Here is a 22,483-nt window from a genome sequence, read left to right as displayed (position 1 = left end):
CACTGCACTCTCCTCTTCCCCTCGAATACCCATCATTGTGTATAACTAACACATCAAAAACTTAAAAGTCGCTCAATTATCACCCAATCCATCTGTGGATAAATAATGAGATATCCGGTTATTAAGCTATAGTTATCCAAAGTATAACTTTTCAACCCCAAAGCACCTGTGCATAAGTAGCCGTTTTGATCCCAGCTAATCCTCAGACTGATCAACGCAAGATCACATGATATGATCGTAAGAAGATCCATGATCTTGTTGATCATTTCTCACTTATCCACAGAGATCGTCGATCCTAATAATAGATCTAATAAAAGATCATATATAAAGATCTAATATCTATAAGCTTCTTAAGCCTTTTGTTTAAAAAACTTAAAAGCGATTCTCTCTCCACCAGAAAGCAGGTAGAATATGGCTCCTTTTTCTCTATCCTATCTCTCTTGAATACCAGAGGTCAGTTCATGCTTTATCACGAAAATTTTGACGTCATCGTAGTCGGTGGCGGTCACGCAGGAACGGAAGCCGCACTCGCATCAGCTCGTACAGGACAAAAAACCCTGTTACTAACTCATAATATCGACACTCTTGGCCAAATGTCTTGCAACCCAGCTATTGGTGGTATCGGTAAAGGGCATTTAGTAAAAGAAGTGGATGCTATGGGTGGCTTAATGGCTCAAGCCATTGATCATGCTGGTATTCAATTTAGAACATTAAATGCATCAAAGGGTCCTGCTGTTCGCGCAACTCGCGCTCAGGCAGACCGCGCTCTGTACAAAGCTTATGTTCGTAACACGTTAGAGAACACTGAAAACTTAACGCTATTCCAACAGTCGGTAGATGATTTGATCGTTGAAAACGATCAAGTGATGGGTGTTGTGACTCAAATGGGTCTCAAATTCCGCGCCAAAGCCGTTGTATTGACAGTTGGGACGTTCCTTGGTGGCAAGATTCACATCGGCCTAGAAAATAGCGCAGGTGGACGCGCAGGCGATCCTCCATCGATCGCATTAGCTGATCGTCTTCGTGAAATGCCTTTCCGAGTGGATCGCCTAAAAACAGGTACTCCACCTCGTATTGATGCACGTAGTGTCGATTTTTCAGTGTTAGAAGAACAACACGGTGATAACCCAACACCAGTATTTTCTTTTATGGGTTCTCGTACTCATCACCCACGTCAAATTCCATGTTTTATTACTCATACCAATGAGAAAACACATGATGTTATTCGTGCCAACTTAGATCGTAGCCCGATGTACGCTGGTATTATTGAAGGTATCGGTCCACGTTACTGCCCTTCAATCGAAGACAAAGTGATGCGTTTTGCCGATAAAAATAGCCACCAGATTTTTATTGAGCCAGAAGGGTTAACAACACATGAATTGTACCCTAATGGTATTTCCACCAGCTTGCCGTTTGACGTTCAAATCCAAATTGTTCGTTCAATGAAAGGTTTTGAGAACGCACATATCGTTCGTCCTGGTTATGCGATTGAATATGATTTCTTTGATCCTCGTGATTTGAAGCATACCTATGAAACTAAATTTATCAGTGGTTTATTCTTTGCTGGTCAAATCAACGGCACAACAGGTTATGAAGAAGCGGCAGCGCAAGGTTTAATGGCCGGTCTTAATGCTAGCTTGTTTAGTCAAGACAAAGAGGGTTGGAGCCCACGCCGTGATGAAGCGTATGTTGGTGTACTGATTGACGATTTGTCGACAATGGGTACTAAAGAACCTTACCGTATGTTTACGTCTCGTGCGGAATATCGCCTATTGCTTCGTGAAGACAATGCTGACTTACGTTTAACGGAAAAAGCACGTGAACTTGGTCTTATCAACGATGCTCGTTGGGCTCGTTTCAGTGAAAAAGTAGAACGTATTACCACTGAACGTCAGCGCCTAAAAGAAACGTGGATGAACCCAAATTCAGCAGGTATTGATCAACTTAATGCTTTGTTGAAAACACCGATGGCTCGTGAAGCGAGTGGTGAGGATCTTTTACGTCGTCCAGAGATTACTTATACACAGTTAACTCAACTTGATAGCTTTGCCCCTGCTTTAGAAGATCAACAAGCGGCTGAACAAGTAGAGATTCAAGTTAAATACGATGGCTACATCAAGCGTCAGCAAGATGAAGTTGAAAAATCACTTCGTCATGAAAACACCAAGTTACCACTTGAGCTTGATTACAGTGACGTAAAAGGTTTGTCGAACGAAGTTGTTCTTAAATTAAATGATGCGAAACCAGAAAGCATTGGTATTGCATCTCGAATTTCAGGTATTACACCTGCAGCTATTTCGATTTTACTTGTGCACCTTAAAAAGCACGGCATGCTAAAAAAGAGTGAGGAAGCATAATGAGTTTACTGGAAAGCAAACTGGATCTTCTGATTGCTCAAACAGATTTAGAAGTATCGCCACTACAACGAGAGCAGTTGCTTGGTTACGTGGGGTTACTTAATAAATGGAACAAAGCCTATAACCTAACTTCAGTACGTGATCCTGAAGAAATGTTGGTAAAACATATTCTTGATAGCATCGTTGTAAGCCCTTACTTACAAGGCGAACGTTTTATTGATGTTGGTACTGGTCCTGGGTTACCAGGGATTCCATTAGCAATTATGAATCCAGGTAAGACATTTTTCTTGTTGGATAGCCTTGGGAAGCGTATCCGCTTTATCAAACAAGTTATCCATGAATTGAAGATTGGAAACGTAACACCGATTCAAAGTCGTGTTGAAGACTTCCAACCGGAAGAAAAATTCGATGGTGTTCTAAGCCGAGCATTTGCTTCTATCACCGATATGGTGGAATGGTGTCACCATCTTCCTATCAGTGGAACAGGACGTTTCTTGGCTCTGAAAGGACAATTACCACAGAATGAGATTGAACAGCTACCTGATTGGTGTTGTGTGACCGATATCAAAGCTTTGAAAGTTCCCGAGTTAGAAGGCGAGCGTCATCTAGTAGTCTTATCGCGCAAGGAATAGAAGCGAGGTCAACTTGTGGGAAAAATAGTAGCTATTGCTAATCAGAAAGGCGGCGTAGGTAAAACAACAACCTGTATTAATCTAGCCGCATCTATGGCAGCAACAAAGCGTAAAGTTTTGGTGATTGACTTGGACCCACAAGGGAATGCGACTATGGCTAGTGGCGTCGACAAATATCAAGTCGACGCTACAGCTTATGAGCTGCTTGTTGAAGATGTTCCATTTGAAGAAGTTGTTGTTCGAAAAACGACCGGACACTACGATCTAATTGCAGCAAATGGCGACGTAACAGCCGCTGAAATAAAATTGATGGAAGTTTTTGCTCGAGAAGTGCGTCTAAAGCATGCGTTAACCTCCATTCGTGATAACTATGATTTCATCTTTATTGATTGTCCTCCTTCTTTAAACCTCCTTACAATCAACGCAATGGCCGCAGCCGATTCGGTTTTGGTTCCAATGCAGTGTGAGTATTTTGCACTTGAAGGTTTAACCGCGTTAATGGATACGATCAGTAAGTTAGCCGCTGTAGTGAACGAAAATTTGAAAATCGAAGGGTTGTTGCGAACCATGTATGACCCTCGAAACCGGCTCTCTAATGAAGTTTCAGATCAATTAAAAAAACACTTTGGCAGCAAAGTGTACCGCACTGTTATCCCTCGCAATGTTCGCTTAGCTGAAGCCCCAAGTCATGGGAAGCCAGCTATGTATTACGACAAGTATTCTGCCGGCGCTAAAGCTTATTTGGCTTTGGCGGGTGAAATGCTACGTCGTGAAGAAATCCCTGCATAAAACTAACCAAAGGAATTCTGTCGCATGTCTAAACGTGGTTTAGGTAAAGGGCTTGATGCTCTACTTTCTACTAGCTCTCTTGCGCGAGAAAGACAGCAAAATGCAATGCATACTCAAGAGTTATCTGCGGAAGGTAAGCTAACAGAGTTGAATGTTTCTAGCCTCCAACCAGGGGTTTACCAACCTCGTAAAGAGATAGCTCAAGAAGCATTAGAAGAACTGGCGGCGTCAATCGAATCACAAGGTATTATTCAACCAATCGTGGTTCGACAGGTTGATATTAATAAGTTTGAGATAATTGCAGGCGAACGTCGTTGGCGTGCGGCGCGTAAAGCAGGCTTAAAGCAAGTTCCTTGCGTGATCAAAAAAGTGGATGATCGTGCTGCGATCGCAATGGCGCTGATTGAAAATATCCAGCGTGAAGATCTTAATGTGATCGAAGAGGCTCAAGCACTCGAACGTTTACAGGATGAATTTACTCTTACTCATCAACAAGTCGCGGACGTTATAGGGAAGTCACGGGCATCAGTAAGTAACATTTTGCGCCTGAATCAATTGGAGCAGGATGTTAAAGAATTGGTTATTTCTAAGCAGTTAGAAATGGGCCATGCTCGCGCATTATTAGTTTTGACTGGAGGACAGCAGTTAGAAGCGGCAAATATCGTCGCTCAGAAAAAAATGACTGTACGTCAAACTGAACAATGGGTAAAAAAGGCACTTCATCCTAAAACTGAGAAAAAAACCGAGTCTGAAGATGTTGATGCGCTACAAATGTCACAAAATTTGAGTGAAAGACTTGGCGGTGAAGTGGCAATTGTGAGATTTAAAGGAGGGAAGTCAAAGTTGACTATTACTCTTGATAACTCTGATAAATTAGCGCAGTTGATTGCTAAGCTCGATAGCTAAATCAGATGTTTGATCTCAATCAATATATGTAAAAACTGTTTTTTTGTGCAAAAGTTGTCGGTTTGTAAACAAAAATGCAACTTTTTCTGGGGTTTTAATTGCAATCAATTAGGGCCACCGTATAATTTTCGGCAATTTCCCAGCGTCAAGGTAGTAATGCTGGGATATTACTAGAGGTATGAATACATGGTAGCTGCGTTAGCTAGACCAGGACGAGAGCTTGCAAAGCAATTGTTAATGATCCAAGCCAGCGTGGTTGCGTTTATGGCAGCAGGAATGGCTATTGCCGTTAATGCTGAATGGGGATTTTCTGCACTTATTGGCGGTGGTATTTGTGTAATAGCCAACGCGGTATTTTCAGGTTGTGCATTTATGTTTAGTGGAGCTCGCGCTGCAAAGCGTATTGCGGCTTCATTTTACACAGGTGAAACATTGAAAATTCTCATCACGGTAGTTCTTTTTTCCGTGGCCTACATGTATATGCAAGTGGAACTTGTTCCACTAAAACTAACCTATTTGCTGGCTCTCGGTATTAATATCTTTGCGCCAGTGCTATTCATTAACAACAAAAAATAGGATGAGTTATGGCTGCGCCAGGTGAAGCGCTAACACAATCCGGATATATTGCCCACCACCTTTCTAACCTTTCTTTAGCTAAGTTAGGGTTAGTTGCGGAAGAAGCAAGTTTCTGGAATGTACATATCGATAGCCTGTTTTTTTCTTGGTTTACTGGTTTAATTTTCCTTGGAATTTTTTACAAGGTAGCGAAGAAAGCAACAGTAGGTGTACCGGGTAAGCTTCAGTGTGCTGTAGAAATGATCGTAGAATTTGTCGCGGAAAACGTCAAAGATACGTTCCATGGACGCAACCCTCTGATAGCGCCTTTAGCACTAACTATCTTTTGTTGGGTATTTTTAATGAACGTGATGGACTTAGTTCCTATCGATTTCTTACCTTACCCAGCAGAGCATTGGCTCGGAATCCCTTATTTGAAAGTGGTACCGTCAGCTGATGTAAACATCACCATGGCTATGGCACTAGGCGTATTCGCTCTGATGATTTATTACAGCATCAAAGTGAAAGGTCTAGGTGGCTTTGCAAAGGAATTAGCATTACATCCATTTAACCACCCAGTAATGATTCCGTTTAACCTATTGATTGAAGTGGTATCGCTACTTGCGAAACCTCTATCACTTGGTATGCGTTTATTCGGTAACATGTTCGCGGGTGAGGTTGTATTCATTCTTTGTGCGGCAATGCTACCATGGTACTTACAATGGATGGGCTCACTTCCATGGGCGATATTCCATATTTTGGTAATTACGATTCAAGCTTTCGTGTTCATGATGTTAACTATTGTTTATCTATCAATGGCACACGAAGATAGTGATCATTAATTTTTTTTAAGCTTTTTATTTGGGCACATAAGCCAACAACTATAAATTGGAGATAGTAATGGAAACTTTACTGAGCTTTTCTGCAATCGCCGTAGGTATTATCGTCGGTCTTGCTTCTCTTGGTACAGCGATTGGTTTCGCAATTCTTGGCGGTAAATTCCTTGAAGGTGCTGCACGCCAACCAGAAATGGCTCCTATGCTACAAGTTAAAATGTTCATCATCGCTGGTCTACTTGATGCGGTTCCAATGATCGGTATCGTAATCGCGCTACTGTTCACTTTCGCAAACCCATTCGTTGGTCAACTAGCAGGTTAATTAACACTCGGTTAATTGTATTTTTGTAGTTGATTCTAAAAAGGGGTAGCTGTTGTGAATATGAACGCAACTCTGCTAGGTCAAGCAATTTCGTTCGCACTATTTGTGTGGTTCTGCATGAAGTATGTATGGCCACCATTGATGCAAGCGATTGAAGAACGTCAGAAGAAAATTGCTGACGGTTTGCAAGCTGCCGAGCGCGCTGCAAAAGACTTGGATCTAGCACAAGCCAACGCTTCTGACCAAATGAAAGAAGCGAAGCGCACAGCAACTGAGGTCATCGAGCAAGCGAATAAACGTAAAGCTCAAATTCTTGATGAAGCTCGCGAAGAAGCTCAGGCAGAACGCCAGAACATTCTTGCGCAAGCGGAAGCGGAAATTGAAGCCGAGCGTAATCGTGCACGTGATGAGCTGCGCAAACAAGTTGCTACTCTGGCTGTAGCTGGTGCTGAGAAAATCCTTGAGCGTACGATCGATAAAGATACGCACAAAGATATTCTTGACAACATTACTGCAAAACTTTAGAGCGGGGGGCTGGATATGTCTGATTTGACTACAATCGCACGCCCCTATGCTAAAGCAGCGTTTGATTTTTCGGTTGAGAAAGGAACATTAGACCAATGGAGTCAAATGTTAACTTTCGCTGCCGAAGTCGCAAAAAACGAAGATGTTTCTAATTTACTAGGTGGCTCTATTGCCGCTGAACAATTGTCTGAGATATTCATCGCGATTTGTGGCGAACAGTTTGATGAGTTTGGCCAAAACCTGATTAAGGTGATGGCTGAGAATGGCCGATTAAAGGCTCTTCCTGAAGTTTGTGTTGAGTTCCTCGCTCTTAAACAAGAGTACGAGAAGAAGATTGACGTTGAAGTTATTTCAGCCGTTAAGCTTTCTAAAGAACAACGCACAGAAATCAGCAGCAAACTTGAGCAGCGTCTTGAGCGTAATGTTCAGCTGAATTGCAGTGTAGATGAGACCCTACTTGGTGGGGTTATTATTCGAGCCGGAGACCTAGTCATCGATAACTCAGCGCGTGGTCGTTTGAACCGCCTGAGCGATGCCTTGCAGTCTTAATGGGGATTGGAGCATGCAACTTAATTCCACTGAAATAAGCGATCTAATCAAACAACGTATTGAATCTTTCAACGTTGTTAGTGAAGCTCGTAACGAAGGTACGATCGTATCGGTAAGCGATGGTATCATCCGCATTCACGGCCTAGCGGACGTGATGCAAGGTGAAATGATCGAATTACCGAATGGCCGTTATGCACTAGCACTTAACCTTGAGCGTGACTCGGTTGGTGCGGTTGTAATGGGCCCATATGCTGACTTACAAGAAGGCATGAAAGTAATTGGTACTGGTCGTATCCTAGAAGTACCAGTAGGCCCAGAAATGCTAGGTCGTGTTGTAAACACACTTGGTGAGCCTATTGATGGTAAAGGTCCTATCGATGCAAAACTAACTTCTCCTGTAGAAGTGATTGCACCTGGTGTAATCGATCGTAAATCGGTAGACCAACCAGTACAAACTGGCTATAAGTCAGTTGACTCAATGATTCCAATCGGCCGTGGTCAGCGTGAGCTAATCATCGGTGACCGTCAGACTGGTAAAACAGCGATGGCGATCGATGCAATCATTAACCAGAAAGATTCTGGTATTTTCTCTATCTACGTAGCTATCGGTCAAAAAGCATCGACTATTGCTAACGTGGTTCGCAAACTAGAAGAGCACGGCGCACTGGCGAATACCGTTGTTGTTGTTGCTTCTGCTTCTGAATCTGCTGCGTTGCAATATCTTGCACCGTACTCAGGTTGTGCGATGGGTGAATACTTCCGTGACCGTGGCGAAGATGCATTGATCATTTATGATGATTTGTCTAAGCAAGCGGTAGCGTATCGTCAGATCTCTCTACTACTAAAACGTCCACCGGGTCGTGAAGCATTCCCTGGTGATGTTTTCTACCTCCACTCTCGTCTTCTAGAGCGTGCAGCTCGTGTAAGCGAAGCATACGTAGAAAAATTCACTAATGGTGAAGTGAAAGGTAAGACTGGTTCTTTGACCGCTCTTCCGATCATTGAAACGCAAGCTGGTGACGTATCCGCATTCGTACCGACTAACGTAATCTCGATTACCGATGGTCAGATCTTCCTACAAACTGAGCTATTCAATGCGGGTGTTCGTCCTGCTGTTGACCCAGGTATCTCAGTTTCTCGTGTAGGTGGTGCTGCGCAAACGAAAATCATCAAAAAGCTATCTGGCGGTATCCGTACAGCACTAGCACAGTATCGTGAACTTGCGGCATTTGCTCAGTTCTCATCTGATCTTGATGATGCGACTAAGAAGCAGCTAGACCATGGTCAAAAAGTTACAGAACTAATGAAGCAGAAACAATATGCTCCAATGTCTGTATTTGACCAAGCACTAGTTATCTTCGCGGCAGAACGTGGTTATTTAGCAGATGTTGAACTTAACAAACTGTTAGATTTTGAAGCATCACTACTGTCGTACGCTCATGGTCAATACGCTGATTTCGTAAAAGATATCAACGCTACGGGTGCATACAACGATGACATCGAAGCTCAGCTAACAAAGCTGGTTGATGATTTCAAAGCAACCCAGACCTGGTAATTGGTTGGTGGCCTTAGGGTCACCCACTAACGGAGAGTAACGATGGCCGGCGCAAAAGAGATTCGTAATAAGATCGGGAGTGTTAAAAGCACTCAAAAGATCACGAAAGCAATGGAAATGGTAGCAGCTTCAAAAATGCGTCGCTCGCAAGATGCGATGGAAGCTTCTCGTCCGTATGCTGAAACAATGCGTAAAGTGATCGGTCATTTGGCTAATGCAAACCTAGAGTACAAACATCCGTACCTAGAGGAGCGTGAAGCCAAACGTGTTGGTTATATCATTATTTCTACAGATCGCGGTTTGTGTGGTGGTTTGAACATTAACTTGTTCAAAAAAGCCATGAATGACATGCGAGATTGGTCAGAGAAAGGTGCTGATGTTGAACTGGCTGTAGTCGGTTCAAAAGCGACAGCATTTTTCAATAACAGTGGCGCTAAAGTAGCTGCGCAGGTTTCTGGTTTAGGCGATCGCCCAAGCCTTGAAGATCTAATCGGCTCTGTAGGCGTGATGCTAAAGAAATATGATGAAGGCGAATTAGATCGTCTGTACGTAGTATTCAACAAGTTTGAAAATACTATGGTTCAAGAACCAACGATCGATCAATTACTACCTTTGCCAAAATCGGATAGCGAAGAAGTTCAGCGCGCTCATTCTTGGGATTATATTTATGAGCCCGAGCCGAAACCACTATTAGATACCTTATTGATTCGCTATGTTGAATCTCAAGTGTATCAAGGTGTGGTTGAGAACCTTGCCTGTGAGCAAGCGGCACGAATGATTGCAATGAAAGCTGCAACTGACAATGCTGGCGACATTATTGATGATTTGGAACTTGTGTATAACAAAGCGCGTCAAGCAGCTATTACACAAGAACTTTCTGAAATTGTTTCTGGTGCCGCAGCGGTTTAAAGCTTAGGTAAAACTAATTAGTTTAGAGGATTAACGATGGCTACAGGTAAGATCGTACAGATCATCGGTGCGGTAGTCGACGTAGAGTTCCCACAGGGCGAAGTACCACGTGTATACGATGCTCTGAATGTTACTGACTCAAAAGAGCGTTTAGTTCTTGAAGTTCAGCAACAGTTAGGCGGTGGCGTAATTCGCGCTATCGTTATGGGCAGCTCTGATGGTTTACGTCGTGGTTTGACAGTAGTAAATACTGGCGCTCCAATCACTGTTCCAGTGGGCGCAAAAACTCTTGGCCGTATCATGAATGTACTTGGTGATGCGATTGATGAGTGTGGCGACATTGGCGCAGATGAACATTATGCAATTCACCGTGCGGCACCTAGCTACGAAGAGCAGTCAAATGAAACTGCACTTCTAGAAACTGGTGTTAAAGTAATCGACTTGATTTGCCCATTCGCTAAGGGTGGTAAAATCGGTCTATTCGGTGGTGCAGGTGTAGGTAAGACCGTTAACATGATGGAACTTATCAACAACATCGCACTACAGCACTCAGGCCTATCCGTGTTTGCGGGTGTAGGTGAGCGTACTCGTGAAGGTAACGATTTCTACTTTGAAATGCAGGAAGCAGGTGTTGTTAACATCGAAAATCCTGAGCTTTCAAAAGTAGCAATGGTTTACGGTCAGATGAACGAGCCACCAGGTAACCGTCTACGTGTTGCACTGACTGGTCTAACAATGGCAGAGCGTTTCCGTGACGAAGGTCGTGACGTTCTACTGTTCATTGATAACATTTACCGTTATACCCTTGCGGGAACAGAAGTATCGGCTCTACTAGGTCGTATGCCTTCTGCGGTAGGTTACCAGCCAACACTAGCTGAAGAAATGGGTGTTCTTCAGGAACGTATTACATCGACTAAACAGGGTTCTATTACTTCTGTTCAGGCGGTATACGTACCTGCGGATGACTTAACTGACCCATCTCCAGCAACAACGTTCGCGCACTTGGATGCAACGGTTGTACTTAACCGTAATATCGCAGCTATGGGTCTATACCCAGCGATCGACCCACTGGATTCAACATCACGTATGCTTGATCCACTAGTGGTTGGTCAAGAGCACTATGATATTGCTCAAGGTGTTCAAACGACACTTCAGCGCTATAAAGAGCTGAAAGACATCATCGCAATCCTAGGTATGGACGAGCTATCAGAACATGATAAGCAAGTTGTATCTCGTGCTCGTAAGATTGAGAAGTTCCTTACTCAGCCTTACCACGTAGCGGAAGTATTTACTGGTGACCCAGGTGTTTACGTAGCTCTTAAAGAGACTCTACGTGGCTTCAAAGGTCTTCTAGCTGGTGAATACGATGACATCCCAGAGCAAGCGTTCATGTACTGCGGTACAATCGACGAAGCTATTGAGAAGTCCAAGAAGCTATAAGGCTAAATAGGAGGCGATATGGCAACAATACCTTTCCACCTAGATGTTGTTAGTGCTGAAAAAAAATTATTTTCAGGTCTAATTGAAACATTTCAGGTGACCGGTAGCGAAGGTGAGCTTGGTATTTTCCATGGTCATACACCGCTGCTGACCGCTATTAAGCCTGGTATGGTGCGTATTGTTAAGCAAAACGGCCACGAAGAAATTATTTATGTTTCTGGTGGTATGGTAGAAGTTCAGCCTGGTACAGCGACTGTACTAGCTGATACAGCTATCCGTGGCGAAGAACTAGACGCAGCAAAAGCAGAAGAAGCTAAACGTCGCGCTGAAGAGCATATTCAAAATCAGCATGGCGATATGGACTTCGCGCAAGCGGCCAGTGAGTTGGCTAAAGCCATTGCTCAGCTACGTGTTATCGAGCTGACAAAGAAACGTCGTTAATTTATTTCGATGTTTTATATATAAGAAAGGCGGTCATTAGACCGCCTTTTTGTTTGTTTTGTATTAGAAGTTCGTTCTTCGCATTAACTAATAGCATATTCACGTTTAGAATATGCTCAAAATAACTTTGACGTCGACAGGTTTAACAATGAAATTCAGTGCCGTAATTCTTGCTGCGGGTAAAGGGACTCGCATGTATTCCAATATGCCTAAGGTATTGCATACCTTAGCAGGTAAGCCAATGGCAAAACATGTCATCGATACATGTGTAGGCCTTGGTGCTCAAAATGTTCACTTGGTATTTGGTCATGCAGGTGATCAAATGAAAGCAACATTGGCTGAAGAGCCAGTTAATTGGGTTCTGCAAGCGGAGCAATTAGGTACTGGACACGCTGTTGATCAAGCGTCAGATCAGTTTGAAGATGATGAGAAAGTGTTAGTGCTTTATGGTGATGTACCACTTATCTCAACTGAAACGATTGAAAATTTATTAGATGCACAACCCAATGGTGGCATCGCGCTATTAACGGTTGTTTTGGATAACCCGATGGGATACGGACGAATCGTTCGTAAAAATGGCCCAGTGGTTGCGATTGTTGAACAAAAAGATGCAACGGACGAACAGAAATTAATTAAAGAATGTAATACTGGTGTTTTAGTCGCAACGGGTGGCGATCTTAAACGTTGGTTATCTGGTTTGAACAACCAAAATGCTCAAGGCGAATATTACCTGACTGACGTTATCGCAGCCGCTCATGATGAAGGTCGTGCGGTTGAAGCGGTTCATCCAGTGAACCCTATTGAAGTTGAAGGTGTTAATGATCGCGCTCAATTGGCTCGTTTAGAGCGTGCTTATCAAGCTATGCAAGCTCAGAAGCTTTTAGAACAAGGCGTAATGTTACGTGATCCAGCACGTTTTGATTTACGTGGTGAGTTGCAGTGCGGCTTAGATGTTGAAATCGATGTTAACGTGATCATCGAGGGTAAAGTATCAATCGGTGATAACGTCGTGATTGGTGCCGGTTGTGTACTTAAAGACTGTGAGATTGATGATAACTCTATCATTCGCCCGTATAGCGTGATTGAGGGAGCGACGGTTGGTGAGGATTGTACCGTTGGTCCGTTTACTCGTCTTCGTCCTGGCGCAGAGCTTCGAAATGATGCCCATGTTGGGAACTTCGTAGAAGTTAAAAATACTCGTATTGGCGAGGGATCAAAAGCGAACCACTTAACTTATTTAGGTGATGCCGAAATTGGTCAACGAGTTAACGTTGGTGCAGGTGTGATCACTTGTAACTACGACGGTGCGAATAAATTCAAAACGATTATCGGCGATGATGTATTCGTTGGTTCAGATAGCCAATTAGTTGCACCAGTAACGATTGGTGATGGCGCAACTGTTGGTGCGGGTACGACATTGACGAAAGATGTTGCTCAAGGTGAGCTTGTGATTACTCGTGCGAAAGAGCGCAAAATCGCTGGCTGGCAGCGTCCTGTGAAAAAGAAATAAAATAGTCGAATAATAAAAAAAAAGCCGCATTATGCGGCTCTTTTTTTATTGGTGTGGTTTTCTATCGTTACTTATCACTCACGACACGTGCATTATCTGGCGTTGTAAACGGTGTTGATAGGTCTCGGTTAGATACAATATAACCTATCCACATACCCACCATGCAAATAACAATAGCAATACCTGTCACTACCTGTACTTGGCTTGCTAGTGCCGCAACCAGTGCACTGGCAAGGCTACTAACACAAATTTGTAGGCTATTTTGTAAGCCAGCAGCAGTAGCAGGGCTTTGTTTCGCGCTGCCGAGAGCACGGTTAACAACAATAGGGTACATTGCACCATTCGCGACGGCGATTAAGCAGAATGGAGCCAGAATTGGCCAAATAGAACTTAGTTGCCATTGTGATGCGATAAAAATAAGTACCGATGCAATACTAAATAGTGCGATAAGCTGACGAAGAACTTTATCATCACCATATTTAGCTACCGCAACTTTACCGAAGTAGCCGCCTGCCATAAATGCAATAGTTTGAGGAATAAAGCTCAAGCCGATATCTTTTGCATCGTAACCAAGCTTTGCCATGATTTCTGGCATACCCGTTAGGTAGGCAAAAAATGCAGCTGATGCGGTAGCAAACATCATGACATTACCAAGATAAGTTTTTGAGCTCAGCAGTGCTTTAATGTCATTTTTAATCGATGTTTGTTTTACTTCTATTTGCTCTTTTGGTTGAGCTAGTGTTGCTGCAGCAAGTAAGACACCCACAAAAGTTAGACATACGAAAATTGAATGCCAGCCAAAATTATCAGCAAGCAGAACACCTAATTGAGGTGCAAGAGCTGGAGATAACGCAACCAAAGGCATGATAGTCGCGAAAACTTGCTGACTGGTGCTTGCATCATAGCGTTTGATAACCATAGCTTGCCAGATAACGGCAGGGGCACATACACCAAGCGCTTGAATGAAACGCAGGGTCAATAGTTGCCAAACTTGTTCACTAAATGCCAAACCAAGAGAAGCTAAAGTAAACACCACCATCCCGGCGAATAATGTATTTCTGTGACCGTATTTATCAGAAGCTAGTCCCCACAATAGTTGACCACTTGCCATACCCACTAAGAATACAGTCAGTGATAGCGCAATCTGTTCTGGGCCTGTCGCAAAATCAACTTCCATCGCTTTGAATGCTGGAAGATACATATCCGTTGCAACAAAGCCGAGCATAGACAAAGCTGCGAGGTAAAATAGTTGGATTTTAGTTACTTTCATTTTTATTCTTCAAAAAATTTCACAATTAATGGGAGTGTTTTTCTACGCTTTTATTAACCTAGGTATTCTATTTTCCAGCTCAATGAAAATGAAACGCTAAATTTTGCGGTTATCAATCAAAAAATTTGAAAGCAAGAATGATGCACGATAGGCTGATGTTCATCACAGGCTTTCGTTTAACAGGGAGAGGTCATGTTTTCAAAATCGTCTTTGGAGATGATCGATACGGTTGCTCGTTTGGGGAGCTTTACAGCAGCAGCTGAAGTTTTGCATAAGGTTCCGTCGGCAATCAGTTATGGAGTCCGTCAAATAGAACGAGATTTAGGGGTTGTTCTATTTAAGCGCTTACCAAGAAAAGTGGAGCTGACGAGTGCGGGTGAGCTTTTTATTGTTGAGGCTCGAGCAATGTTAAGGCAAATGGAAGAGATAACAGCTCAAACACGGAGAGCCGCTCATGGTTGGCAAAGAACACTAAGGCTGACGTTAGATAATGTGGTGAAGCTCGATAAGATAAAACCATTGATCGAAGATTTCTATCGCACTTTCCCTCATGCTGAACTACAGATCAATATGGAAGTTTATAATGGATCTTGGGAGGCGATCTCACAAGGTCGGACAGACATCGTGATCGGGGCAACATCCGCCGTTCCTGTTGGTGGTGATTTTGAAGTGCGAGATATGGGCGTGTTGGAGTGGGCTTTTGTTATGTCTCCAAATCATCCTTGTGCTCAAGAGTCATCACTGACAGAAAACTTAGTCAGTCAGTTTCCTGCGATTGGCCTTGATGATACGTCGAATATTTTGCCAAAAAGACATAACGTGCATTACCCAAAGCAACGTCGCTTACTATTACCTAATTGGCAAACGGCTATCGAGTGTTTAAAAAATGGGTTAGGGGTAGGTTATATGCCAAGGCATATTGCTCAAGTGCTCATTGAGCAGGATGTTGTAATTGAACGGACGTTACCTGAAGAGAACCCATTGAGTCAGTGTTGTTTAGTTTGGCGCAAAGATGACAATCATAAGATGATTGATTGGATGGTGGAGTATCTAGGAAACAGTCAGCAGTTATTCCAAGACTGGTTACAGGCAAAGTAACCAATGTAAATAAAGTAATAAACGCCCATTATGAATAGGGCGTTTATTAAGGTAGGAGTAAAGCGATACGTTATGGTCGTTCAAAGACTGTCGCAATTCCTTGACCTAAGCCGATACACATAGTCGCTAGGCCATATTTAGCCTCTTTTGCTTCCATTAGATTGATCAGTGTGGTGGAAATGCGTGAACCAGAACAACCTAATGGGTGACCAAGAGCGATAGCTCCGCCATTAAGATTAACTTTGTCGTCCATTACCTCGAGTAGTCCTAGATCTTTAGCACAAGGTAGAGATTGGGCTGCAAATGCTTCATTCAGCTCAATCACATCCATATCTTCAATCGATAAACCTGCTCGTTTTAGTGCTTTTTGGGTCGCTGGAACTGGGCCATATCCCATTATTGATGGATCGCAACCAGCAATGGCCATGCCTTTAATTCGAGCGCGAATCGTTAAACCTAGTTCATTGGCTTTTTCCTCGCTCATAATAAGCATTGCTGAAGCACCATCTGATAAGGCTGAGGATGTTCCTGCAGTGACAGTTCCGTTGACTGGATCAAATACTGGACGAAGCTGTGACAATCCCTCAACTGTAGTTTCAGGACGAATCACTTCATCATAATCGAGAGTAAATAAGGTTCCATCTTCAGCATGAGCCTCAGTGGGAAGGATCTCATTCTTAAAGCGCCCCTCTAAGGTTGCAGCTTGAGCTCGAGCGTGAGATCGCGCAGCGAACTCATCTTGTTGCTGGCGAGTGATACCATGTAATTTACCGAGCATTTCCGCGGTTAAACCCATCATACCAGCAGCTTTTGCAACATTTTTTGACATACCAGGGTGGAAATCAACACCATGGCTCATAGGAACATGGCCCATATGTTCAACACCACCAATTAGGCAGATTTCAGCATCACCAGTCATGATGGCACGCGTACCATCATGGAGAGCTTGCATTGATGATCCACATAAACGGTTCACAGTCACAGCACCGATTTCAATCGGTAGACCGGCAAGCAGGGCCGCATTTCGCGCAATATTAAAGCCTTGCTCTAGCGTTTGTTGTACACAACCCCAGTAAATATCTTCGATATCACTAGGATTAACTTGTGGATTGCGAGCTAAAATCCCTTTCATCAAATGAGCTGATAAATCTTCGGCACGGGTATGACGAAAAGCCCCACCTTTAGAGCGACCCATTGGTGTTCTTAGACAATCGACAACCACGACATTTCTTGTTTGATTAGTCATTTTGGGAATCCCTCCTTAGATAGAACCTTGCTGTTGTGTGCCATAAAAACTTTCACCGTTGGCTGCCATATCTATCAGCATTTGCGGAGCCTGGTACATTGGGCCTAGATCTGAGAATTGCTTGGTCATTTCAACAAATTCAGCAATGCCTACGCTGTCAAGATAACGGAAAACGCCGCCACGGAATGGTGGGAATCCTAGGCCATAAACTAACGCCATATCAGCTTCTTGTGGGCTCGCGATAATGCCCTCTTGTAAGCACAAAACCACTTCGTTAATCATCGGAATCATGACACGTTGAATAATGGTTTGCTCATCAAAGACGGTTTGCTCTGCACACACAGGTGCAAGAATAGGTAGGACATCATTGGAGAATGTTTTCTTTGGTCTGCCGCGCTTGTCCACGGTGTAATTGTAGAAACCACTGCCATTTTTCTGACCGTATTTATCCGCTTCAAATAGTACATCAATAGCATCTCGGCTGTTTTTCCCCATACGCTCAGGGAAACCTTGTGCCATAACGGCTTGGGCATGGTGAGCTGTATCGATACCGACCACATCGAGTAAGTATGCAGGGCCCATTGGCCAACCAAACTTACGCTCCATAATTTTGTCTATTTGTGTGAAGTCGGCGCCATCGCGAAGCAACATGCTGAAACCACCAAAATATGGGAACAGTACGCGGTTAACAAAGAAGCCCGGACAATCATTGACAACGATAGGGGATTTACCCATTTTTGCAGCGTAAGCAACAACTCGATTAATCGTTTCATCCGAAGTGTGTTCACCTCTAATGATCTCTACTAATGGCATGCGATGTACTGGGTTAAAGAAATGCATACCACAGAAATTTTCTGGTCGCTTAAGAGATTTTGCTAATAGGTTGATAGGGATAGTTGAGGTGTTGGAGGTGATGACGGTGTCATCGCCAACATGCTGTTCCACTTCACTTAGCACTGCCGCTTTTACTTTCGGGTTTTCAACCACAGCCTCAACAATAACATCTGAGTTTTCGATTCCGCCGTAATGCAGACTTGGTGTGATGGATGAAAGAATGCCGGCCATTTTGAAACCATCTAGACGACCACGAGAGAGACGTTTGTTTAGTAGTTTTGAAGCTTCATCCATCCCGAGGTCGAGAGAGGATTGTGCAATGTCTTTCATTAAGACCGGTACATTTTTTAGTGCCGATTGATAAGCAATACCACCGCCCATAATTCCAGCACCAAGAACCGCTGCTCGTTGTGTCTTTTTATTCGCTGATTGTGCTGCTGTTTTCGCAAGACCTTTGATGTATTGGTCATTAAGGAATAAACCGACAAGCGATTTTGCTTCTTCTGATTTTGCCAGTTTAACGAAATAGCGACGTTCTATATTCAATGCTTCATCACGAGAAAAGCGTGCACTCTCTTCAATAGTGACAACGGCAGTCATTGGCGCTGGATAGTGCGGCCCTGCTTTTTGTGCAACTAAGCCTTTGGCCATCGTAAAGCTCATCATGGCTTCGAGTTTACTCAGCGTTAAGGCTGAGGTTTTTTGTTTACGTCGAGCCTGCCAATCGAGTTTTTCATTGATCGCTTGTGTAAGGGTCTTCAATGCAGATTCGTACAATGCATCTGTTTCAACAACCGCATCCAATAGGCCAAATTTCAGAGCCTCTTCTGCTCGACATGCCTTACCTTGCGTAATAATTTCCATTGCGCTATCTGCGCCAATGATACGAGGTAAACGCACACACCCACCAAAGCCGGGCATTATACCTAGTTTGGTTTCAGGCAGGCCAATGCTGGTGGTCTTGTCACCAATACGCATGTCGGTTGCCAGTACACATTCACAACCACCACCTAGTGTATGGCCTTTTAAGACCGAAATAGTAGGGATGGGTAAGTCTTCTAATTTATTAAAAATGCTGTTTGCATATTGTAGCCACTGATCGAGTTCAGCGTCAGTTTTGGCAAAAAGACCTAGGAACTCTGTAATGTCTGCACCAACAATAAACGTGTCTTTATCAGAAGTGAGCATTAGGCCTTTCAGGCCTTGGTGGGCTTTCAGCGCATCGAGGGCTTTATCAAGAGACTCAAGAGTTGCTAAGTCTAGCTTGTTAACGGATTGCGGAGCACAAAAAGTTAATTCTGCTATTCCGTCTTGTATTTCTTTTACCTGTAGGGTGTTAGCTTGGTAAATCATTGTCTATCTCCGTGACATACAATCCTGGATTGTGTGTATATCCACTTTGTGTGCTGACCTTTTCTCTTATGATTAAGTCGCACTATGGATATAGAGGGAAGTCGTCCTATTTCTTTTCTGGTTAGACCAGGTATTTGAGTTTGGACGTAGTGTTGGACAATTTCAATACATTTTTCAAACAAGTGTTTAACATTGTGCGTTTGGGTTGATCTTCAGTCATTGGAATGTGTTCTCGTGGTAAACTGAAGCTCATTAGAAATGGAAATGTTAAACAATGAACATTCAACCTTATTTAATCCCTGCTCATCCTATTCAGTTTGAAGAGGAAATAAAGAAGAGTACCTTTATTACCTATTTGGCACATACACCAACGGTGGATCAGGCAAAGCAGTTTGTAGATAAAATTAAAAGTATCCATAGCGATGCTCGTCATAATTGCTGGGGGTTTGTTGCGGGCCGACCTGAAGATTCTATGAAATGGGGTTTTAGTGATGATGGCGAGCCCTCTGGTACTGCAGGAAAACCAATATTGGCACAGTTATCTGGGTCTGGTGTGGGAGAAATTACTGCAGTCGTCACTCGTTATTATGGTGGAATTCGGCTTGGCACTGGTGGATTGGTTAAAGCTTATGGTGGAGGGGTTCAACAAGCTCTCAAGCAACTTCAAACAATTGAGAAAAAAATAACCACCCAACTTAGAGTGGAGTTAGACTATGGATTTATGCCTATCGCTCAGTCGTTAATCGCACAATATGGTGCTTTTGAAGTGAATGCAGAGTATGGCGTAGATGTTGTGCTTATTATTGAAATTGAAGTTCGTGAAGTCGAAAGCTTTACGCAAAATATGATCAATAAAAGTGGTGCTAGAGCCATCATTACCCCATTTACTGGGAAATAAAACTCAATTAGGAAGTCAAAGCGCAGCTTTAATACTCAGTCTATTCATGCAATTTCGTTCAATTATTCGAATCGTCGGGCTGTTGCTCGCTTTATTTAGTGTCACTATGCTCGCGCCTGCTTTAGTTGCGTTGATCTATCGTGATGGTGCCGGCGTCCCTTTTGTGACGACATTTTTGGTTTTACTATTTTGTGGTGGTGTTTGTTGGTTTCCCAATCGTCAGCATAAGCAAGAATTAAAATCGCGGGATGGTTTTTTAATTGTTGTTCTTTTTTGGACTGTTCTAGGAAGTGCCGGCTCTCTGCCATTTCTTATTGCAGATAACCCTAGTGTCTCAGTGCCAGACGCCTTTTTTGAATCATTTTCGGCATTGACGACAACAGGAGCGACAGTCATTGTTGGTCTTGATGAATTACCTAAAGCTATTTTGTTTTATCGCCAGTTATTACAGTGGTTTGGTGGTATGGGGATTATCGTTCTAGCCGTTGCTATTTTGCCTATCCTTGGTATAGGGGGAATGCAGCTATATAGAGCAGAAATACCCGGGCCGGTAAAGGACAGTAAAATGACTCCGCGAATAGCGGAGACCGCAAAAGCTCTTTGGTACATATATCTAAGTCTGACTATTGCTTGCGCATTGGCCTTTTGGTTAGCGGGAATGACGCCATTTGATGCCATTAGCCATAGTTTCTCGACGATTGCTATTGGTGGCTTCTCTACTCACGATGCCAGTATGGGGTATTTTGATAGCTACGCGATTAATATGATAACGGTCGTGTTCTTGTTGATATCCGCGTGTAATTATTCACTGCACTTTGCTGCTTTCGCATCTGGTGGGGTGCATCCTAAGTATTATTGGAAAGATCCTGAATTTCGCGCTTTTCTTTTTATTCAGGCATTACTGCTATTAGTCTGTTTTCTGATATTACTTAATCACCATTCATACGACACTGTGTATGACGCGTTTGATCAGGCACTTTTTCAGACGGTTTCAATATCAACGACGGCTGGTTTTACCACAACAGGTTTTTCTGATTGGCCATTGTTTCTACCTGTTTTACTTCTTTTTTCTTCGTTTATTGGTGGGTGCGCTGGATCTACAGGTGGGGGCATGAAAGTTATTCGTATTTTACTGCTGACCCTTCAAGGAGCGCGTGAACTAAAACGACTTGTTCATCCAAGAGCTGTCTATACCATTAAATTGGGTGGAACGGCGTTACCACAAAGAGTTGTTGATGCTGTGTGGGGATTCTTTTCTGCCTATGCTTTAGTCTTTGTCGTGTGTATGTTGGCTTTAATAGCCACAGGTATGGATGAGCTTAGTGCTTTTTCTGCTGTAGCTGCGACATTAAATAATCTCGGTCCTGGCTTAGGAGAGGTCGCTCTGCATTTTGGCGATGTAAATGATAAAGCTAAGTGGGTGTTGGTCGTTTCTATGTTGTTTGGTCGACTTGAAATCTTTACTCTTCTTATATTACTAACACCGACTTTTTGGCGTAGTTAAGGAAATCACGTGAACAAAGCTCTCTTTCTATATTCTTCCCGTGAAGGGCAGACAAAAAAAATCCTTCTATATATAGAGAAGGCATTGCCTGATTTCGAATGTGAGATTGTTGATCTCCATGAGGACAATGAAATCGATTTTTCTCGCTATGATAAGGTACTCATCGGTGCGTCTATTCGTTATGGGAAATTGAACAAGAAACTCTATCAATTTGTGACTAAGTACCAACAGCAGTTAAAAGAGCGACAGGCTGCATTTTTTTGCGTCAATTTGACAGCAAGAAAAGAAGAGCAAGGTAAAGATACCCCTCAAGGGAGTGTATACGTTCAGAAGTTCTTAAAACTCTCTCCTTGGCAGCCATCCTTGATCGGGGTTTTTGCTGGAGCTCTGTATTACCCACGTTATTCTTGGTTTGACCGTACAATGATTAAGTTCATTATGTCGATGACTGGTGGAGAAACGGATACAAACAAAGAAGTTGAGTACACAAATTGGGAAAAAGTCACCGTATTCGCCAATAAATTTGGGACTATGCTAGTAAAATGACCTATTTCACCGGTTTTTGGGTGAATAGTAACCGAACGGTCAAAAAGGCGAAAAAAGGGGTTGCCAATGTGACGGTGATCTCTATAATGCGACCTCACTGACACGGAGCGCTTCGAGGCTTTGGTTTCGAAAGAAAAGCTACCGAGTTGGTGAGGTCATTAAGCCAAGCAAATGCTTGAAATAAGTTTTGAAAAAAGTGGTTGACACTAAAACTTAAATCGCTAAAATGGCCGTCCGATTTGAGCAAGGCTCAAAGGCGGAAAAGCTCTTTAACAATATAAACCTATCAATCTGTGTGGGCACTCGTTGATGATAATCCAATAAGTTTTTGCTTAGGCAAAGACTGTTTCTTCGGAAACAAATTGGGTTCAATGAACTGAGTGACCAAATTTGATAACACTTTCTTTA

At 43.1% G+C, this 22,483-nt stretch carries 21 protein-coding genes; 18 read left to right on the top strand and 3 right to left on the bottom strand.

Going from position 1 to position 22,483, the window contains the following annotated elements; translation table 11 throughout:
* Positions 1–461: 461 nt before the first annotated feature.
* The 14 genes from mnmG to glmU all read left to right on the top strand — a co-directional run bounded on the left by mnmG (position 462) and on the right by glmU (position 13,326).
* Complete coding sequence (gene mnmG, locus DZ860_RS19520) at positions 462–2,357, top strand: tRNA uridine-5-carboxymethylaminomethyl(34) synthesis enzyme MnmG (RefSeq protein WP_120034483.1); 1,896 nt, start codon at positions 462–464, stop codon at positions 2,355–2,357.
* Complete coding sequence (rsmG, locus tag DZ860_RS19515; protein ID WP_120034481.1) at positions 2,357–2,989, top strand: 16S rRNA (guanine(527)-N(7))-methyltransferase RsmG; 633 nt, start codon at positions 2,357–2,359, stop codon at positions 2,987–2,989. Before mnmG ends, rsmG begins: the two co-directional genes overlap by 1 nt.
* 15 nt (positions 2,990–3,004) lie before the next feature.
* Entirely contained in the window at positions 3,005–3,778 is a 774-nt protein-coding gene (locus DZ860_RS19510) for a ParA family protein (RefSeq protein ID WP_120034479.1), read from the top strand.
* Between the two features lie 24 nt (positions 3,779–3,802).
* Positions 3,803–4,684 carry a ParB/RepB/Spo0J family partition protein gene (locus DZ860_RS19505; RefSeq protein ID WP_120034477.1) on the top strand — a complete coding sequence of 294 codons (882 nt, stop codon included), beginning with the start codon at positions 3,803–3,805 and terminating at the stop codon, positions 4,682–4,684.
* A gap of 186 nt (positions 4,685–4,870) precedes the next feature.
* Positions 4,871–5,260 (top strand): F0F1 ATP synthase subunit I, encoded by a 390-nt coding sequence (locus DZ860_RS19500; RefSeq protein ID WP_120034475.1) that lies wholly within the window; start codon positions 4,871–4,873, stop codon positions 5,258–5,260.
* 8 nt (positions 5,261–5,268) lie between these two features.
* The gene (gene atpB, locus DZ860_RS19495) at positions 5,269–6,081 is read left to right on the top strand and encodes a F0F1 ATP synthase subunit A (protein WP_120034473.1); all 813 of its coding nucleotides are present in this window, start codon (positions 5,269–5,271) and stop codon (positions 6,079–6,081) included.
* Between the two features lie 58 nt (positions 6,082–6,139).
* Positions 6,140–6,397 carry a F0F1 ATP synthase subunit C gene (gene atpE, locus DZ860_RS19490; RefSeq protein ID WP_012551447.1) on the top strand — a complete coding sequence of 86 codons (258 nt, stop codon included), beginning with the start codon at positions 6,140–6,142 and terminating at the stop codon, positions 6,395–6,397.
* Positions 6,398–6,451: 54 nt separating this feature from the next.
* On the top strand, positions 6,452–6,922 hold the full coding sequence (gene atpF, locus DZ860_RS19485) for a F0F1 ATP synthase subunit B (protein ID WP_120034471.1): 471 nt from the start codon (positions 6,452–6,454) through the stop codon (positions 6,920–6,922).
* Positions 6,923–6,937: 15 nt separating this feature from the next.
* Positions 6,938–7,471, top strand: coding sequence for a F0F1 ATP synthase subunit delta (atpH, locus tag DZ860_RS19480; RefSeq protein WP_120034469.1), 534 nt, complete (start codon positions 6,938–6,940; stop codon positions 7,469–7,471).
* Positions 7,472–7,484: 13 nt separating this feature from the next.
* Positions 7,485–9,026: a F0F1 ATP synthase subunit alpha gene (atpA, locus tag DZ860_RS19475; protein ID WP_120034467.1), complete on the top strand. Its 1,542-nt coding sequence runs from the start codon at positions 7,485–7,487 to the stop codon at positions 9,024–9,026.
* 42 nt (positions 9,027–9,068) lie between these two features.
* The gene (gene atpG, locus DZ860_RS19470; protein WP_120034465.1) at positions 9,069–9,935 is read left to right on the top strand and encodes a F0F1 ATP synthase subunit gamma; all 867 of its coding nucleotides are present in this window, start codon (positions 9,069–9,071) and stop codon (positions 9,933–9,935) included.
* A 36-nt stretch (positions 9,936–9,971) separates the two neighbouring features.
* Positions 9,972–11,375, top strand: coding sequence for a F0F1 ATP synthase subunit beta (gene atpD / locus DZ860_RS19465; protein WP_120034463.1), 1,404 nt, complete (start codon positions 9,972–9,974; stop codon positions 11,373–11,375).
* Positions 11,376–11,393: 18 nt separating this feature from the next.
* Positions 11,394–11,816, top strand: coding sequence for a F0F1 ATP synthase subunit epsilon (locus DZ860_RS19460; protein WP_120034462.1), 423 nt, complete (start codon positions 11,394–11,396; stop codon positions 11,814–11,816).
* 148 nt (positions 11,817–11,964) lie between these two features.
* Complete coding sequence (gene glmU / locus DZ860_RS19455; protein WP_120034461.1) at positions 11,965–13,326, top strand: bifunctional UDP-N-acetylglucosamine diphosphorylase/glucosamine-1-phosphate N-acetyltransferase GlmU; 1,362 nt, start codon at positions 11,965–11,967, stop codon at positions 13,324–13,326.
* 67 nt (positions 13,327–13,393) lie between these two features.
* On the opposite strand, the gene punC is transcribed toward glmU, so the two are convergent.
* Positions 13,394–14,596 (bottom strand): purine nucleoside transporter PunC, encoded by a 1,203-nt coding sequence (punC, locus tag DZ860_RS19450; protein WP_120034460.1) that lies wholly within the window; start codon positions 14,594–14,596, stop codon positions 13,394–13,396.
* A gap of 192 nt (positions 14,597–14,788) precedes the next feature.
* On the opposite strand from punC, the gene punR reads away from it, so the two are divergent.
* Positions 14,789–15,694, top strand: coding sequence for a DNA-binding transcriptional activator PunR (gene punR / locus DZ860_RS19445; RefSeq protein WP_120034459.1), 906 nt, complete (start codon positions 14,789–14,791; stop codon positions 15,692–15,694).
* 70 nt (positions 15,695–15,764) lie between these two features.
* Here punR and fadA read toward each other — a convergent pair whose 3' ends face one another.
* Both fadA and fadB read right to left on the bottom strand, forming a co-directional pair.
* Entirely contained in the window at positions 15,765–16,940 is a 1,176-nt protein-coding gene (gene fadA / locus DZ860_RS19440; RefSeq protein ID WP_120034458.1) for an acetyl-CoA C-acyltransferase FadA, read from the bottom strand.
* Between the two features lie 15 nt (positions 16,941–16,955).
* Positions 16,956–19,127, bottom strand: coding sequence for a fatty acid oxidation complex subunit alpha FadB (gene fadB, locus DZ860_RS19435; RefSeq protein ID WP_120034457.1), 2,172 nt, complete (start codon positions 19,125–19,127; stop codon positions 16,956–16,958).
* A 274-nt stretch (positions 19,128–19,401) separates the two neighbouring features.
* Between fadB and DZ860_RS19430 the strand changes: the two genes are divergently transcribed.
* From DZ860_RS19430 to hemG, 3 genes are read left to right on the top strand one after another with little or no spacing between them, the layout of a single operon-like run.
* Entirely contained in the window at positions 19,402–20,025 is a 624-nt protein-coding gene (locus DZ860_RS19430) for a YigZ family protein (RefSeq protein WP_120034456.1), read from the top strand.
* Positions 20,026–20,071: 46 nt separating this feature from the next.
* A complete protein-coding gene (locus tag DZ860_RS19425) occupies positions 20,072–21,529 on the top strand; it encodes a TrkH family potassium uptake protein (protein WP_120034454.1) in 1,458 nt (485 codons plus the stop codon).
* Positions 21,530–21,538: 9 nt separating this feature from the next.
* Positions 21,539–22,075, top strand: a complete 537-nt coding sequence (hemG, locus tag DZ860_RS19420; RefSeq protein ID WP_120034452.1) for a menaquinone-dependent protoporphyrinogen IX dehydrogenase — start codon at positions 21,539–21,541, stop codon at positions 22,073–22,075.
* Positions 22,076–22,483: the final 408 nt, after the last annotated feature.

It is taken from the genome of Vibrio sinensis (genome assembly GCF_003605645.1).
Lineage (GTDB): Bacteria > Pseudomonadota > Gammaproteobacteria > Enterobacterales > Vibrionaceae > Vibrio > Vibrio sinensis.
This window is presented reverse-complemented; position numbering and strand designations above follow the sequence as displayed.

Excerpts from the sequence above, each read along its gene's own strand:
- glmU (WP_120034461.1), top strand. The coding sequence starts at position 11,965 with ATGAAATTCAGTGCCGTAATTCTTGCTGCGGGTAAAGGGACTCGCATG.
- DZ860_RS19460 (WP_120034462.1), top strand. The coding sequence starts at position 11,394 with ATGGCAACAATACCTTTCCACCTAGATGTTGTTAGTGCTGAAAAAAAA.
- DZ860_RS19430 (WP_120034456.1), top strand. The coding sequence starts at position 19,402 with ATGAACATTCAACCTTATTTAATCCCTGCTCATCCTATTCAGTTTGAA.
- punC (WP_120034460.1), bottom strand. The coding sequence starts at position 14,596 with ATGAAAGTAACTAAAATCCAACTATTTTACCTCGCAGCTTTGTCTATG.
- fadA (WP_120034458.1), bottom strand. The coding sequence starts at position 16,940 with ATGACTAATCAAACAAGAAATGTCGTGGTTGTCGATTGTCTAAGAACA.
- DZ860_RS19425 (WP_120034454.1), top strand. The coding sequence starts at position 20,072 with ATGCAATTTCGTTCAATTATTCGAATCGTCGGGCTGTTGCTCGCTTTA.
- atpA (WP_120034467.1), top strand. The coding sequence starts at position 7,485 with ATGCAACTTAATTCCACTGAAATAAGCGATCTAATCAAACAACGTATT.
- punR (WP_120034459.1), top strand. The coding sequence starts at position 14,789 with ATGTTTTCAAAATCGTCTTTGGAGATGATCGATACGGTTGCTCGTTTG.
- atpD (WP_120034463.1), top strand. The coding sequence starts at position 9,972 with ATGGCTACAGGTAAGATCGTACAGATCATCGGTGCGGTAGTCGACGTA.
- rsmG (WP_120034481.1), top strand. The coding sequence starts at position 2,357 with ATGAGTTTACTGGAAAGCAAACTGGATCTTCTGATTGCTCAAACAGAT.
- atpH (WP_120034469.1), top strand. The coding sequence starts at position 6,938 with ATGTCTGATTTGACTACAATCGCACGCCCCTATGCTAAAGCAGCGTTT.
- atpB (WP_120034473.1), top strand. The coding sequence starts at position 5,269 with ATGGCTGCGCCAGGTGAAGCGCTAACACAATCCGGATATATTGCCCAC.
- DZ860_RS19500 (WP_120034475.1), top strand. The coding sequence starts at position 4,871 with ATGGTAGCTGCGTTAGCTAGACCAGGACGAGAGCTTGCAAAGCAATTG.
- fadB (WP_120034457.1), bottom strand. The coding sequence starts at position 19,127 with ATGATTTACCAAGCTAACACCCTACAGGTAAAAGAAATACAAGACGGA.
- atpG (WP_120034465.1), top strand. The coding sequence starts at position 9,069 with ATGGCCGGCGCAAAAGAGATTCGTAATAAGATCGGGAGTGTTAAAAGC.
- mnmG (WP_120034483.1), top strand. The coding sequence starts at position 462 with ATGCTTTATCACGAAAATTTTGACGTCATCGTAGTCGGTGGCGGTCAC.
- atpE (WP_012551447.1), top strand. The coding sequence starts at position 6,140 with ATGGAAACTTTACTGAGCTTTTCTGCAATCGCCGTAGGTATTATCGTC.
- DZ860_RS19505 (WP_120034477.1), top strand. The coding sequence starts at position 3,803 with ATGTCTAAACGTGGTTTAGGTAAAGGGCTTGATGCTCTACTTTCTACT.